General features: G+C 64.0%; 16 protein-coding genes. 8 read left to right on the top strand and 8 right to left on the bottom strand.

The features are described 5' to 3' along the window. The first annotated feature begins 7 nt into the window (after positions 1-7). The 3 genes from NTH_RS05935 (at position 8) to NTH_RS05925 (ending at position 2,103) form a co-directional block, all read left to right on the top strand. Positions 8-1,054 carry a UDP-glucuronic acid decarboxylase family protein gene (locus NTH_RS05935; protein ID WP_338529163.1) on the top strand — a complete coding sequence of 349 codons (1,047 nt, stop codon included), beginning with the start codon at positions 8-10 and terminating at the stop codon, positions 1,052-1,054. After that, on the top strand, positions 1,032-1,787 hold the full coding sequence (locus NTH_RS05930; RefSeq protein ID WP_338529162.1) for a TIGR04290 family methyltransferase: 756 nt from the start codon (positions 1,032-1,034) through the stop codon (positions 1,785-1,787). The genes NTH_RS05935 and NTH_RS05930 overlap by 23 nt, the downstream gene beginning before the upstream one ends. 73 nt (positions 1,788-1,860) lie before the next feature. Then, positions 1,861-2,103 (top strand): hypothetical protein, encoded by a 243-nt coding sequence (locus tag NTH_RS05925; RefSeq protein WP_338529161.1) that lies wholly within the window; start codon positions 1,861-1,863, stop codon positions 2,101-2,103. 95 nt (positions 2,104-2,198) lie between these two features. On the opposite strand, the gene NTH_RS05920 is transcribed toward NTH_RS05925, so the two are convergent. Together NTH_RS05920 and NTH_RS05915 are read right to left on the bottom strand one after the other, a co-directional pair. Beyond that, a complete protein-coding gene (locus NTH_RS05920; protein ID WP_338529160.1) occupies positions 2,199-2,585 on the bottom strand; it encodes a DUF427 domain-containing protein in 387 nt (128 codons plus the stop codon). An 83-nt stretch (positions 2,586-2,668) separates the two neighbouring features. Next, positions 2,669-4,003: a phospholipase D-like domain-containing protein gene (locus tag NTH_RS05915; protein ID WP_338529159.1), complete on the bottom strand. Its 1,335-nt coding sequence runs from the start codon at positions 4,001-4,003 to the stop codon at positions 2,669-2,671. A 539-nt stretch (positions 4,004-4,542) separates the two neighbouring features. Between NTH_RS05915 and NTH_RS05910 the strand changes: the two genes are divergently transcribed. From NTH_RS05910 to NTH_RS05900, 3 genes are all read left to right on the top strand, one after another. Further along, complete coding sequence (locus NTH_RS05910) at positions 4,543-5,043, top strand: hypothetical protein (protein WP_338529158.1); 501 nt, start codon at positions 4,543-4,545, stop codon at positions 5,041-5,043. Positions 5,044-5,151: 108 nt separating this feature from the next. Then, a complete protein-coding gene (locus NTH_RS05905; protein ID WP_338529157.1) occupies positions 5,152-6,012 on the top strand; it encodes an SDR family oxidoreductase in 861 nt (286 codons plus the stop codon). Between the two features lie 34 nt (positions 6,013-6,046). Next, positions 6,047-7,399, top strand: coding sequence for an NAD(P)/FAD-dependent oxidoreductase (locus NTH_RS05900; RefSeq protein WP_338529156.1), 1,353 nt, complete (start codon positions 6,047-6,049; stop codon positions 7,397-7,399). On the opposite strand, the gene NTH_RS05895 is transcribed toward NTH_RS05900, so the two are convergent. Then, positions 7,396-7,824, bottom strand: coding sequence for a DUF2267 domain-containing protein (locus tag NTH_RS05895; protein WP_338529155.1), 429 nt, complete (start codon positions 7,822-7,824; stop codon positions 7,396-7,398). The two genes, NTH_RS05900 and NTH_RS05895, sit on opposite strands and share 4 nt — an antisense overlap. Before the next feature lie 193 nt (positions 7,825-8,017). Between NTH_RS05895 and NTH_RS05890 the strand changes: the two genes are divergently transcribed. Together NTH_RS05890 and NTH_RS05885 are read left to right on the top strand one after the other, a co-directional pair. Continuing rightward, positions 8,018-8,296 (top strand): hypothetical protein, encoded by a 279-nt coding sequence (locus NTH_RS05890; protein ID WP_338529154.1) that lies wholly within the window; start codon positions 8,018-8,020, stop codon positions 8,294-8,296. Positions 8,297-8,376: 80 nt separating this feature from the next. After that, positions 8,377-8,637 (top strand): hypothetical protein, encoded by a 261-nt coding sequence (locus tag NTH_RS05885; RefSeq protein ID WP_338529153.1) that lies wholly within the window; start codon positions 8,377-8,379, stop codon positions 8,635-8,637. Positions 8,638-8,676: 39 nt separating this feature from the next. On the opposite strand, the gene NTH_RS05880 is transcribed toward NTH_RS05885, so the two are convergent. From NTH_RS05880 to NTH_RS05860, 5 genes are all read right to left on the bottom strand, one after another. After that, positions 8,677-8,850, bottom strand: a complete 174-nt coding sequence (locus tag NTH_RS05880) for a hypothetical protein (RefSeq protein ID WP_338529152.1) — start codon at positions 8,848-8,850, stop codon at positions 8,677-8,679. 256 nt (positions 8,851-9,106) lie between these two features. After that, positions 9,107-9,268 carry a hypothetical protein gene (locus NTH_RS05875; RefSeq protein ID WP_338529151.1) on the bottom strand — a complete coding sequence of 54 codons (162 nt, stop codon included), beginning with the start codon at positions 9,266-9,268 and terminating at the stop codon, positions 9,107-9,109. Between the two features lie 317 nt (positions 9,269-9,585). Next, complete coding sequence (locus NTH_RS05870) at positions 9,586-9,969, bottom strand: hypothetical protein (protein ID WP_338529150.1); 384 nt, start codon at positions 9,967-9,969, stop codon at positions 9,586-9,588. Position 9,970: 1 nt separating this feature from the next. Continuing rightward, positions 9,971-12,508: a cytochrome c oxidase subunit I gene (ctaD, locus tag NTH_RS05865; RefSeq protein WP_338529149.1), complete on the bottom strand. Its 2,538-nt coding sequence runs from the start codon at positions 12,506-12,508 to the stop codon at positions 9,971-9,973. Then, positions 12,505-13,581 (bottom strand): sodium:calcium antiporter, encoded by a 1,077-nt coding sequence (locus tag NTH_RS05860; RefSeq protein ID WP_338529148.1) that lies wholly within the window; start codon positions 13,579-13,581, stop codon positions 12,505-12,507. The genes ctaD and NTH_RS05860 overlap by 4 nt, the downstream gene beginning before the upstream one ends. Positions 13,582-13,596 lie beyond the last annotated feature (15 nt).

Here is a 13,596-nt window from a genome sequence, read left to right as displayed (position 1 = left end):
GGTCGCCATGTTCAAGAAGGAACGGCAGGACGGACGCCGAAAGGCATTGGTGGCAGGCGGCGCGGGCTTCGTCGGCTCGCATCTGTGCGATGCGCTGCTGGCGGAGGGGACGGATATCATCTGCGTCGACAGTCTCCTGACCGGCAGCTTCGACAATGTGCGCGCGCTCGAAAACCATCCCGGCTTCCGCTTCATCGAGCACGACATCACGTCGACGCTGACGATCGGGGACGAGATCGACGAGGTCTACAATCTGGCATGCGCGGCTTCGCCGCCCCGGTACCAGGCCGACCCTTCCCACACGCTGCTCACCAACGTCGTGGGCACGGCCAATCTCCTTGCCTTGGCGGAGCAGCACCGGGCAGCGTTCCTCCAGGCCTCGACCAGCGAGATCTATGGCGATCCCGAGGTCCATCCGCAGCCCGAAACCTATCGCGGCAGCGTGAACTGCACCGGGCCGCGGGCCTGCTACGATGAAGGCAAGCGGGCGGCCGAGACGCTGTGCTTCGACCATCTGCGGCAGGAACGCGTCGACGCGCGGGTCGCGCGGATTTTCAACACCTACGGACCGAGAATGCAGCAGGACGACGGCCGCATCGTCTCCAATCTCATCTTCCAGGCATTGCAGGGGCGGCCATTGACCGTTTACGGCTCGGGCAGGCAGACGCGCTCCTTCTGCTACGTTTCCGATATGGTCGCAGGGCTGATCGCGCTCATGCGGGTCAGCCCCAATCCGGGCGCTCCGGTCAATCTTGGGAACCCGGAGGAACTCCCGGTCATCGAGCTGGCGAGGCGGGTTCTGGACCTTGTTCCAGGCGCCAAGGACATCGATTTCCTGCCGCTTCCCGAGGACGACCCCCAGCGGCGGCGGCCGGACATTGCCCGCGCCAAGGCGCTGCTCGACTGGGAGCCGCTGGTGCCGCTGAGCAAGGGCCTGGCGAGCACGATCGACTGGTTCGCCGCCCTTTCGCCGGAGAATCCAGACAGGGGAAAGATCCGGGAGAAAGACGCCGAAGGGACGTATAACGGATATGAACATCAGCCATCACCGTGACGGCCGAAAGGATATTCGCCAGCAGATCGAAGAACTCGGTCCCTGGTTCCAGAATATGCGGATCGCCGGCGTTCCCACCGCGCCGGACCATTTCCTCGGCGACTATCCCGCCTTCAAATGGGCGCGGTTTTCCCACGTGCTTCCCATCGATCTCAAGGGGCGCTCGGTGCTCGATATCGGCTGCAACGCCGGATTCTACGCCATTGAGATGAAGCGCCGGAACGCCGGACATGTCGTGGCGATAGACAGCGACCCGCATTATCTGCGCCAGGCCGAATTCGCCGCCCGCCATGCGGGCGTGGATCTGGATCTGCACGAGATGTCGGTCTACGACATCGCCCGGCTCGGCAAGCGTTTCGACCTCGTCATCTTCATGGGCGTGCTCTACCATTTGCGCCATCCTCTGCTCGCGCTGGACATGATCCGGGAGCACGTGGCGGACGATCTCATGCTGTTCCAGTCGCTGCAGCGCGGCCCCGAAGGCGCTGCGCCGGTTGAGGACGACTATCCCTTCTCCGAGTGGGATTTGTTCGAGCGCCCCGATTTCCCGCGGCTGTCCTTCGTGGAGAAGCGGTTCGCGGGCGATCCAACCAACTGGTTCTTCCCCAATCAGGCCGGCGTCGAGGCGATGCTGCGCAGCGCCGGGTTCGCCATCGAAGAGCATCCCGAGCGCGAGGTCTATCTGTGCCGCGCGGTGGAGCGCCCGCCCTTCGTCGATCCTCCGCCTTGCTGACCGGACGCCACGAGGCGCCCGCGCCATGGAACGCTTTGGCCCGTCTCCTCGTTCGTTCCAAAAGGAGTTTCCCATGACAGCCAAGCGCAAAGCCGACACCGCCAAAGAGGTCCGCGAGACCGATCTCGCCCAGGAAAGGATGGGAAAGAACCGGCTACAGGGCGACGACCAGCTTTCCGTCCGCAACCAGCGTCACGCAACGCCCGATTCGAAATCGAAACCCGACGATCTGGTGGAGAGCTTCGAAAAGCTCGACAAGGACAAGCGGGCACGCAGGGATCTGGGCAAGGGCGCGCGCAAGACCGACGACAAATAGCTGAAAGTAGACGAAAGCGGTAGCCGAGCTACCTTCGCCAGGGGACGGAGGAGGCCGAGGTGAGCATGCCGCACGCGTCGGCCCCCTCTGCCCGCCTAGGCCAGCTCGGTGGATTCCCGCGGGCTTTCGTCGGGGGTCGCCTCGATGGTCACCTTGTCGGGATCGAACGCGCCGTGACCGGCAATTGGCCGCACCCGGTCGTCCGGCGTTTCGTAGGCCCACATCACATCGTCGGCGGCTTCGCCGACAGCCTCCACGTTCCAAAACCTGGCCTCACCCTTGAAGGGGTGCCGACTGCGGGTGTCGGAGGGGGGCAGAAACTCGAAATAGATGTGATCGAACGGAATGTAGAACACCGGTTCGTGCCCTTCCTCGCGGAGGACGAGGGCTTCATCCGTGGATGCGATCATGGCATCGGAGAACCGCACGTTGACGGTGCCCTCGTACGGCGTGACCGTGATGCGGTGTTCTGCTTCTGTCATCGCATTCACCTCCTGACCTTTGCTGTTTCAAACCGTGGCGATGTCTGGAAGTTCCCGCCGGCTGCGGCTTTGCGTACGGCGTCCTATCGCTTCCAACCGGAGATCCAGGAAATGCAGGCCCGCCACCAGCGGCGCAGGGCCCGCAAGGGCTGCATGGGCGCCGGCGGGTCGAGCAACTGCGTTCCCGGCAGGGGCGTCGTCATGCCGTTCTGCGGGTCCACGTCAAGGCTGTTCAATCGGCGCGCGCCGACGTTCAGCTTGTCCACCGCGGCCAGCATCGAGCCGGTCCGGGCGATTTCGCGCGCGACGGTATCGGCGTCACTTCCCACATGTTCGGCCAGAAGGCGGTTCCTCAGGCCGGCGACCGCGGCATGCTGCTGGTCGTCCGCCGCCTCGAACGCGACGTCGCACTCGGTGTCGAGGCCTTCGGAGCGATTGTTGAGGTTGGAGGAGCCGATCCTCAGGAAAGCGTCGTCGACGATGATCAGCTTGGAGTGGACGAGGATTTCCTTCGTGCTTCCATCGGCGCTTTCGGTCGTGGGGTACATCACGCGCAGGCGGTCATGGACGTCCGCCCGCTTCAGCCGGCGCAGCAGACGGTTGCGATTGTGCGCCATCACGAAATGCTCGACGATGCCGCGCGAACTCTTGGTCAGGATGATCAGTATCTCGGGCCCGTCCGGCTTGCGCAACAAGCGGGCGAGCCGGTCGGCGACCTTGAACGAGGCGAGATACTGCGTTTCGATGTAGAGATGCCGCCGGGCGGCCGCCAGCGCATCGAAGGTCAGCGCGGCGGCCTCGTGTCTGCCGCGCCATCGCAAGCCGGCCGGACGGGTCTGGGCTATCGCCACCTGACAGTCGGAAAGGTCGGGCTTGAGGGTTGGTGGCCACAGCACTGGCTTCTCGATTTTTCCCGCGTCGACACTCTCTTCGGTCGCTTGGCGCCAGCGCTTGGCTGCGATCTCGGAGATCGCGCCCGCCGCCGCGCCCGTCACCAGGGCCTGGACGTCGTGCACCGGTCCATACTCTTCGCCGGCCGGCTTTTTCCTGAGGGGGTTGTGCGGGAGGTGCTCGCAACTGTCCCACCGGGCCAGTGTCAGGTCCATGCCCCCAACGAACGCCGTCACATCGTCGACACAGACGATCTTCTGGTGATGGGAGGCGCGCAGCGGCCGCCCGCGGTCGAAACGCAGGAAGATGCGCGGATGGTCCGCCCATTCGTGCTCACTGAAGATCTTCAGGGATTTTCCCGAGTACAAGGGTCCGAAGGCCCAGATCAGCATGCGGATCTCGAGGGTGTCGCATTCTTCCACGAGGCCGCGCAGGAACGATCCCAGATTGGGTCCTCCAGAACCGGGCGTCAGCTCGATCCATGGGTTAAAATCCCATCCGATGATCCAGATTCGCTCCCGCGCCAAGGGGAGTGTTCGGGCCAGCGCGCCATAATATGCCTCGCCGTCGACCAGGAAAGCAGAGGACGGGCTTGTTTCCGTTCTCCAGCAATTATCACCCCGGCGGGCAATGGGCTCTTGGCGAATGCCGACGGCACGCGGCCCTTCGAGATTCATCACAGGAGGGCGTATGCGACGATCAGCACTATCACTACGGCGCCGACCAGAGCCCATACCTGCCATCGCTTCATCCTGCGGAATGTGAAAGATTCGCGGGCAAATTTGTCGTCTTCCTGTCTCATCATGGAGCCTGTTCTGCTCGACCCGGATCATCGGGCCGGGTCATCGGGCCGCATCATCGGTATCAAGGTTAAACGAGAAGGCGCGCGAAAGGTTTCAACTGCGTCACCATCTGCCGGTGCCTCATGGCGGAACATGACCTGCCGTGAATGGTTAGGGCAGCCTGTTTTGCACCGCCCTCGGCGCGCAGGCGATCCGCCTGCCGTCAATGGCGCTGCGGAGCAGGAGGGGCCGGTTGCGGAAACTCAACGTTCGGACGGTATCTAATGGAAGAAAGGCGACCAAAGCAGGGGCAGACTTTCAGCGCCCCATTCGAAATCGTGCTTCGCACCGCCACGGTGTGGGTGCTGGAGGATCGGGTGGAAACGGTCTTCAGCGAAGACGGGTCGACAGCCGTGGCGACGGTGGACGAAGGCGATCCGGATCACATCCTGGCATCCTGGCATGCGGGCTACGGCGGCGATCAGCATCGAATGCTGATCGAGCATGAAATCGCTCATTCCTTCATCGCCGACGAACTGGGCTGGCCGCATTCATGGTCGCTGTGGAGCGCCGTGCACGGTTCGGGCGCCAAAAGGCCGATGGGCGAATGGTCGCCCCGCGTGCGTGACGAAGAGCATCTCGTGGTCTCGCTGCAGCGCTATGTGAACACCGGACTGGAAGACGTTCACGGCCAGCTCCGTACAACCTTCGGAGACGATCTGCCGAAGGTGGCGGGACGGTTCGTGCGGCTCGCGCGGCCCTGGCTAAGCTTCGGTGCCTCCTGATCCGCCTGCCATTGCGGAGCGCGTGAATCCCCTGTGGAGGCTGGAACAAAGCCCCGACTCGGCGGTTCAACGGGTTCAAAACATCGTCGGTCTCATATGGAAGATGCTATGCCAACCAAATTCCCCGAGCCGCCCTTCCCGAAACAGCGCCAGGACATGCCGGGCTGGACAGACGAACTGGATCCGCTACCGGATCATGGCGAACGGAGCTACAAGGGGAGCGGCCGGCTGCTCGACCGCGCGGCGCTTGTCACGGGCGGCGATTCCGGGATCGGCCGCGCGGTCGCCATCGCATTCGCGCGAGAGGGTGCCGACGTCGTCATCTCCTATCTGAGCGAGGACCGCGATGCGGAGGAGACCGCCCGCTGGGTAGAGGATGCGGGGCGCAAGGCGATCCTGGTTCCAGGCGACATCGGCGACGAAAGCCACTGCAAGGCACTGGTGAAGCGCACCCTCGATGAGTTAGGCCGTCTGGACATTCTGATCAACAACGCAGCGCATCAGGCGAGCTTTCAGAGCATCGACGACATTACCACAGAGGAGTGGGATCTGACCTTCCGCACGAATGTCGACGCCATGTTCTATCTGTGCAAGGAGGCGCTGCGGCACATGAAGCCGGGCTCCTCCATCATCAACACCTCTTCGATCAACGCGACCGATCCGTCCCCTTCGCTGCTTGCCTATGCGACGACCAAGGGCGCAATAGCCAATTTCACCGCCGGCCTGGCCGCTATGGTCGCCAAGAAGGGCGTGCGGGTGAACGCCGTTGCGCCAGGGCCGATCTGGACACCGCTCATTCCGTCAACCCTGCCGATGGAGAAGGTCGAAAACTTCGGCAGGAACACGCCAATGGGGCGGCCGGGGCAGCCCGCGGAACTGGCGGCGACCTATGTGCTCCTCGCATCGTCCGAGGCAAGCTATACGACGGGGGCGCTGATCGAGGTCACCGGCGGCCGCCCCATGCTTTAGGACCGGATCCATTTCCCCTGCAGCATCCCGCGCCGTGCCTGCCGAAGCCGCCCTGGCGGAACGCGGCGAGCCGCGGATCGTCATCGTCGGAGGCGGTTTCGGCGGCCTGGAGGCTGCAAAGGTGCTCGGCAAGGCGGGACTTGAGGTCACCCTCGTCGACCGCCAGAACCACCACCTGTTTCAGCCGTTGCTCTATCAGGTGGCGACGGCGGCGCTGTCGGCAGCCGACATCGCCGAGCCGATCCGCAAGATCCTGCGGCGGCACCGTAATGTGCGCGTCATCCTCGGCGAGGTCGCGCGTGTCGATGCAGACAAGCGGTCGCTGACCCTGACCGACGGGATGGTGTTGCCGTACGACGTTCTCATTCTGGCACCTGGGGCCGCCCACAGCTATTTCGGGCATGACGAGTGGGCCGGTTTCGCGCCGGGGCTGAAGACCGTCGAAGATGCCCGCGCCATTCGCTCCAGAAGCCTTCTCGCGTTCGAGCATGCGGAGAAGACCGACGATCCGGCCGAGCAGCAGCGGCTGATGACTATCGCCGTCGTCGGAGGCGGGCCGACCGGCGTCGAACTCGCCGGCTCCTTGGCCGAGCTCAGCCGCTTCACGCTTGCCAGGGATTTCAGGCAAGTCGATCCCGAAAAGGCGCGGATCATTCTGCTGGAGGCGGGCCCGCGCCTGCTTTCGGGGTTCTCCGAAAAGATGTCCCGTTACGCAGCCGAGCGGCTCGAAAGATTGGGCGTCGAGGTCAAGACTGGAGCTGCGGTCGAGGAGATCGGCGAGGATTTCGTCCGCTTCTCCGGCGAGGCTGTTCCCACAGGCGTGGTCGTCTGGGCGGCCGGCGTGGCGGCATCGCCCCTCGGCCGGACGCTGGGCGTGGAAACCGACAGGACGGGCCGCGTTCCGGTCGACGAAAAACTGGCCGTGCGGGGCCTGCCGGACGTTTATGCCATCGGCGACCTTGCGCGCTGCGAGGATGAGGAGGGCAACCCTTTGCCGGGCCTTGCCCAGGTGGCCAAGCAGCAGGGCCGGCACCTTGCAACCCAGCTTGCGCGGCACCTGCGGGAAGGGGCGCCCATGAGCCCGTTCCGCTATCGCGGGCGCGGCAATACGGCCATCGTCGGCCGACACGCGGCGATTTTCGAGCAAGGCTCCTTCAAGATCAAAGGCTGGCTTGCCTGGCTCGCCTGGGCCTTTATCCACGTCTATCTGCTCGTCGGCGCCCAGCACCGCACGCAGGTGTCGCTGCAGTGGCTGTGGCGCTATGTCACCTATGAGCGGGGGGCCCGGCTGCTGACCCACCCCGATGGCGCGCCGAAGGCGGGCAAGGGCCCGCTCCCGCAGGCGGCAGATGAACCCGCCCGGCGTCCAGATCGCACGGTGCGCTAGCCGGCCTGTGCCAGGCGGCGGACCTGCTCGGGCAGGGCTTGCCAGACTTTTTCAGCCTGATGGGCCTCGATATGCCGGTTCAGAACCTGGCAGACCGTCCGGAACGCGTCGTTGACATTGACCGGCCTGGTCCCCGAAAGCTCCTTCTGCAGCTTTTCCTGGAACTCCTCCACGGTGCGTATCTTCTCGGGCATTTTCGACGGCTGGTATTGGTCGTAATAGGCGCCGCGGATCATCAGCGGCAGCTGCGCGCCCAGATGCGCGGCCAGTTCCGGCGTCAGCCGGTCGCGGAGGCTGCGCAGCACCGCGCCCAGCACATGCCAGGCCACCTGCCTGTCGGGCCCCAGCACCTCCATGATCTCGTCAAGCCATATATGCGTTGTCTGCAGTGATTTATCGACAACCTCGAGCCCTGTCGTGGCCATATTCGGCTCCTTCCGGTTTCTTCGCTGACATACCGGTCGAACCGAAAAGGACGGCCTGTGTTCCGCCCGATCTTTCTCCGCGAAAAGCACCATTCCGCGGAACACCTCTGCCGGGACCTCGTTTCAAAGACAGGGCGGGCGGCCGTGAATGCGGCCCCGAAGCCCGCCCTTGGAACCAAGAGGAAACCGGACGATGACCGACAAGAACAAGCGACCGCCGGAGGATGTTTCGGAAGAGGCGCCCGAGCGGGCCAAGCAGAACTGGGATGCCCTGAAAGGCAAGAAACTCAAGCCCGACCATGCCGCCGGCGACCCCATCAACCGGTCCGGGCGGGTCGACACGGACGAGCATTACGCGGAGGGCCAGGACAATCCATACATGGAGAGCGACGAAGCCCTGCCCGACGAGGATGAGGAAGAAGTCTTCCGCCGGAACAACAAGCGCGAGGGCGGCCGCTTCGGCGAAGTGTAGGATTTCGCCACCGAGCGGCATGGCCGGGAACAGCTTCGGCTGCTTCGTGGTTCGGCATGTGAACGGAACGGAGAAATGGAATGAGCGAAGCCAAGACCACCACCGATCACGACGAGATAAGGGCCTGGGCCGAGGCGAGGGGAGGGCGTCCCGCCCGCGTCAAGGGCACTGCGCTGGGCGGCATCCTTCGGATCGATTTCGGTGAACCCGAAGAGAATCTCGAGGAGATCTCCTGGGAAGAATTCTTCCGGATATTCGAGAGAAGCAATGTGGCGTTTCTTTTCCAGGACAAGACCGAAGACGGCAAGGAGAGCCGCTTCAACAAGTTCGTGGAACGCTGAAAACAAAGGGCTTTCAGGCCCTGATCGCGCACCGGCGCCTTAGCTGCGGTCGCCGTCGGGCTCCTTCTGCCGGTTCTGCGCCAGGGCCTTTTGAAGCTCCCTGGCACGTTCGAGCAGCCTTTCGGGAACCGGCTCCTTCTCGATCTCGCTCAGCAGCAACCGGAGGTCGTGGGGAAGACCGCGGAGGGGTCCCCGCTTGTCGCTTTTCACCATATGATCACCCCAAGGCGTTCGTCCCTTGGGGCAGCATTTCGGATATTTCCTTGACCATCAAGGGCAACCGGCGCGGGAAGTGGTCAATCCAAAGGAAATGGGGGATTTCCCAGCCGGTTGCGCTGTTCCGGTCGCCAAAAAAGCGGGTTGAACCCGCCCGTTTACGCCGAATCTGGGGTGAAAACGGTCGAATCTCAGCTCAAATTGAGGGTGTTTGACGCCGTTCCGGCTGATTTTCCGGGCGGTTTCCACCTTGCTAGCGGCCTTCGCGGTAGAGCTCGCGCGTTTTCTTGTCGCGCTCGGCCCTCTCCCTCCGGGACAGCCGCCGGCGTCTCAGGAGAGCGTAGACGAAGGCCACACCGAGCACGACCGGTCCGCCTGCAACGGCAAAGAACCACAGGTAGTCGGAGAGCGCCATGAGTTAACTCCTTCGCTACGGTGAACCCGATGTGAGCCGGATGCCTGTATGGGAAACGAACGGCTAGGGCGATCCGTTCCCGGTGGGTTTGCGGTCCCGGTTCCTGTCCGTCTCGAGGCGCTTGTCTTCCGGTTGTTCCGGCAAGGGTTTTCGGCCGTTGCCAGCCGGCCGGGGCGGTGCGCGGCGCTTGTCGCGCATCCATTGGGGGATCAGTTCTGCAAGAAGGCTTCGGAAAAATCTGCGCATGTTCTCACCTCACCGAACCCAACGGTTTTGGCGGCCGGAAAGTTTCCAGCCGCGCCATCGAACCCTGGCCGCTACCGTCCCTGGGCGCACGAGGCGACGAAGGCGACGGCCGCGCCGGCCCAGGTGATGCCGACGAGCGACAGGATGGCGGTGAGGCGGGCGATCAGGTCCAACGGACGGTCAGGACGTCCGCCGGGCGGCAGGCCGAGCGTGCGCGCCCACCATTTCTGCCGTGCCAGGAAAAAGACGACGGCAAGCGCCGCCCCAGCCGTCGCCGCGATCACCAGCCAGTCAGTGGCTTGCGGCGGGAAACCCAGCGCGCACAGCAGCGTATGGCCGCCATAGACGATGGTGAGATGCGCTGCCCAGACCAGCATGCCGAACAGGAGATAGAGGAGGGTGCCCGTTGTCGAAGGCTTCCTCGTTGGCGGAAAAAAGTCCTTGCGTTCGCTCATGTCAGCCCGCCACCCTTGGAAACCCGTGGATCAGAAGCAGGCCGACGGCCAGTTGGAGCGCGGCGTAATAGTAGAGCACGGCGCAGTTGTCGAAGCTGACCCGGCGCACGCGGTCGAGCTTGCCGGTCGCGGCGCGGGCGACCGCAAACCCGCTCATGATGAAAATGGCGAAGGCGAGCTGGCCGCTCAGCGCGCTCTGCATGTAGACCAGCGCGCCATAGGCATTTTCGGTCGGACGCAACCCGGTGCCCCAGTGCCCGATGATTTCCAGCGCAATGGCGGCGACGAGACACAGCGCGCCCGCCGCGTTGAGGGCGGGGGATATGGCATTGCGCGTGCCGGGGGCGGGAAGCAGGCGGCCCGCAAGCCATATTGCCGCCGCGCCGGCCACCGTCAGCAGAAGGCTCGACGCCGGCCAGGCGGGCGGCGGCAGGGCCGGAGAGCCAAGCGGCGCCCAAACGTCCGGAGAGACCACCCATAGATAGAGATAGGAGAAAACATAGGCGATATAGAGCGATGAGGCGACGAAGATCAGCACGATCATCGCCCACCAGGAATGGGACGAGGGACCGCTCGCATAGGTGGGGAGCCGGATGCCGGCGCCGATTTCCACTTCTCCCTTGGACGGCCCGGGATCCAGCCCCCATGCCCAGACCAGGCAGGCGGTGATGGCGACAATGCCGCAGATGATCGCCGGCACGACGATCTTGACCGTGAGCAACAGGAAGAACGCCGCCGTGAATATCGCGGCGATCAGGTGCGCCCAGCCGGGACCGGGCATCTGGATGATGTATTGCGGTTCCGCTTCGACGGCTGAGGTGACGATCGTCTCGCGCCCTCCCGTCGGCGCATTGGGCAGGAAGTGATGCCCGGCCCTTACTTCCTCGGGAAGGCTGGGCCGGTCCCATACCGGCTCGCGGCTGGTGACGAAGGGAATGCTGCGCATGGCATAAAGGTCGTTCGGCAGCCATTCCAGGGTGCCGGCTCCCCACGGATTGTCCGGTGCGGCCTTGGCGTAAAGGAGGCTGCGCGAAAGGTCGAACAGGAAGACGAGCACGCCGGCGGCGAAGATATAGGCGCCGACGGTCGAGACCATGTTGAGCGAATCCCAGCCAAGATCGCCGGAATAGGTCCACACGCGCCGCGGCATGCCGCGCAGGCCGGTGACGTGCATCGGGAAGAAGGCGATGTTGAAGCCGGCGAACATCAACCAGAACACCCAGCGGCCGAGCGCTTCCGACAGCAGTTTGCCCGTCGCCATCGGCATCCAGTAGTAGAAGGTGGCGAAAAGCGGAAACACCATTCCGCCGATCAGCACATAGTGAAAATGGGCGACCACGAAATAGGTGTCGTGCACCTGGAAGTCCACCGGCACCAGAGCGACCATCACCCCGGTCATTCCGCCGATCGTGAAGATGACGAGGAAGCCGATCACGAAGAGCGATGGCGTGTTGATGCGGAAGCGGCCCTTGCTCGCCGCCATGGTGGCGATCCAGGAAAAGACCTGGATACCCGACGGTATCGCGACCGCCATGCTCGCCGCCGAGAAGAAGGCGAGACTGAGCGTGGGAATGCCTGTGGTGAACATGTGATGGACCCACAGGCCGAATGAGAAGAAGCCTGTGCCGATAAGCGCGACCACGATCAGCCGGTAGCCGATCAGTGGCCGGCGCGCCATGGTCGGAACGATCATCGATACCAGGCCCGCCGCCGGGAGGAAGATGATGTAGACTTCCGGGTGGCCGAAGAACCAGAACAGGTGTTGCCAGAGCAGCGGATCACCGCCCTTGGCCGCGGTGAAGAACGGCCAGCCGAAAGAGCGCTCTATCTCGAGCAGCATCGTTCCCAGAATGACCGCGGGAAAGGCGAACATGATCATCGCCGCGAAGATCAGCATCGACCAGGCGAAGATGGGCATCTTGGTCAGCGACATTCCGGGCGGGCGGGTGCGCAGCGTGCCGACGACGATCTCGATCGCGCCGGCGATGGCCGAGATTTCGATGAAGCCGATGCCGAGCAGCCAGAAATCGGCATTGTCGCCGGGCGAGAATTCCTTCAGCGTCAGCGGCGTGTACATGAACCAGCCGCCCTTGGGCGCCAGATCGTAGAAGACGGTCGAGAAGAAGACGAGGCCGCCGATCACATAGGCCCAGATCGCGAACGCGCTGAGGCGCGGAAAGGGAAGATCGCGCGCTGCCAGCATCTGAGGCAGGAGCATCACCCCCAGCGCCTCCACCGCCGGCACGGCGAACAGGAACATCATCGTCGTGCCATGGACGGTGAAGATCTGATTGTAGAAGTCCTGGCTGAGGAAATCATTCTCCGGCACAGCGAGCTGTGTCCGCATCATGAGCGCCAGCACCCCGGCCATCAGGAAGAAGAGGAAAGCGGTCCCGATGTAGAGGAGGCCGATGACCGTGTTGTTGACGGCGGTTATGATCCGCCAGCCCTTCGGCGTCGCCCAAATGCGAAGGAGTTCGTCGACTTCGCGTTCGGAACGCGGCGCCGGATTGGGGAGCTTGTGGTCCTGGCCGCTCATGTTCCCGTGCTCCGCAGGGTATAGAGAAGGACGATGCCGCCGATATATACGATGAGCACCAGCACCGAATCATAGCCCATGCGCAGGATCGACTTGTCGCGCCGCTCGGCCACGCCGGCCTGAAACAGCGCCGTCAGCACCACCGCCAGCAAGGCGCCGAAAATCGCGAAGGGGCCCATGCGCCCGATCACGGGCTCGCCGGTGTCAAGCAAGTCGACCAGGAATATCATCGCGATGTTGATGAGGTTGGTGCCCAGGATGTCGGATATCGCCATGGTGAAAAGGCCGCGCCTGGCGGCCGACAGGGCGGTACTGAGTTCCGGCAGGGACGTGGCAATGGCGACCAGCACGAAACCTATGAAGCTTGAACCCAGCCCGGTCTGCTCCGCGATCGCTTCACCGGACCTGGCGACGACATAGCCCGCCACGAGGATGATCGCCGCGACCACGGCGGTCTTTACAATGAGGCTTCGCAAGGCTTCCGGTTCCCCGGCGGCGGCCGACAGGCTGCCACCCCCCTGCTCGCCGGCCGGACCACGTTCCACGCGCTCGCCGCCGGCGGCAAGCCACGGCCGGCGCCCCCGTCCCCGCGACAGGATATAGACGCAGGCCACATAGGCGGCGAGCGCTCCCCAGGCCCACAAGCCGACGCCGAAGACGCTGACGTCGCCGATGACCATTGCCGCCGCGGCCGCCGAAATCATGATCACATTGAGGCTGCCCTGGAGAATGACGGTGGGATCGGACACCGCTGCGGTGAGCGCTCTTCTTCCGATCAAGAAGTCGACCATGGCAAGCACGGCCACCTGCAGCGCGATGCTGCCGAAAAGGTTGTTGAGGGCGAGGTCGGCATCGCCGGCAATCGCAGCGGTGGCCGTCACGCCGATTTCGGGGAGCGAGGTGACGCCGGCCAGGAGCATGATGCCGATGGCGGCCTGGCCGATACCCGTGGCGTTGCTGATGGCGTCGGCATAGAAGGTAAGGCGGCTGCCGGCGAACCACACGACAACCGCCGCCGTCGTGAAAAGCACGAGATTCAGGGGCAGGGGGAGGGTGCTGAAATCAAGCAACATTAATAGGTCCTGATC

The sequence above is a fragment of the Nitratireductor thuwali genome, from assembly GCF_036621415.1.
Classification (GTDB): domain Bacteria; phylum Pseudomonadota; class Alphaproteobacteria; order Rhizobiales; family Rhizobiaceae; genus Chelativorans; species Chelativorans thuwali.
The sequence above is the reverse complement of the archived record's forward strand: the minus strand, read 5'-3'. Positions and strand labels throughout refer to the sequence as shown.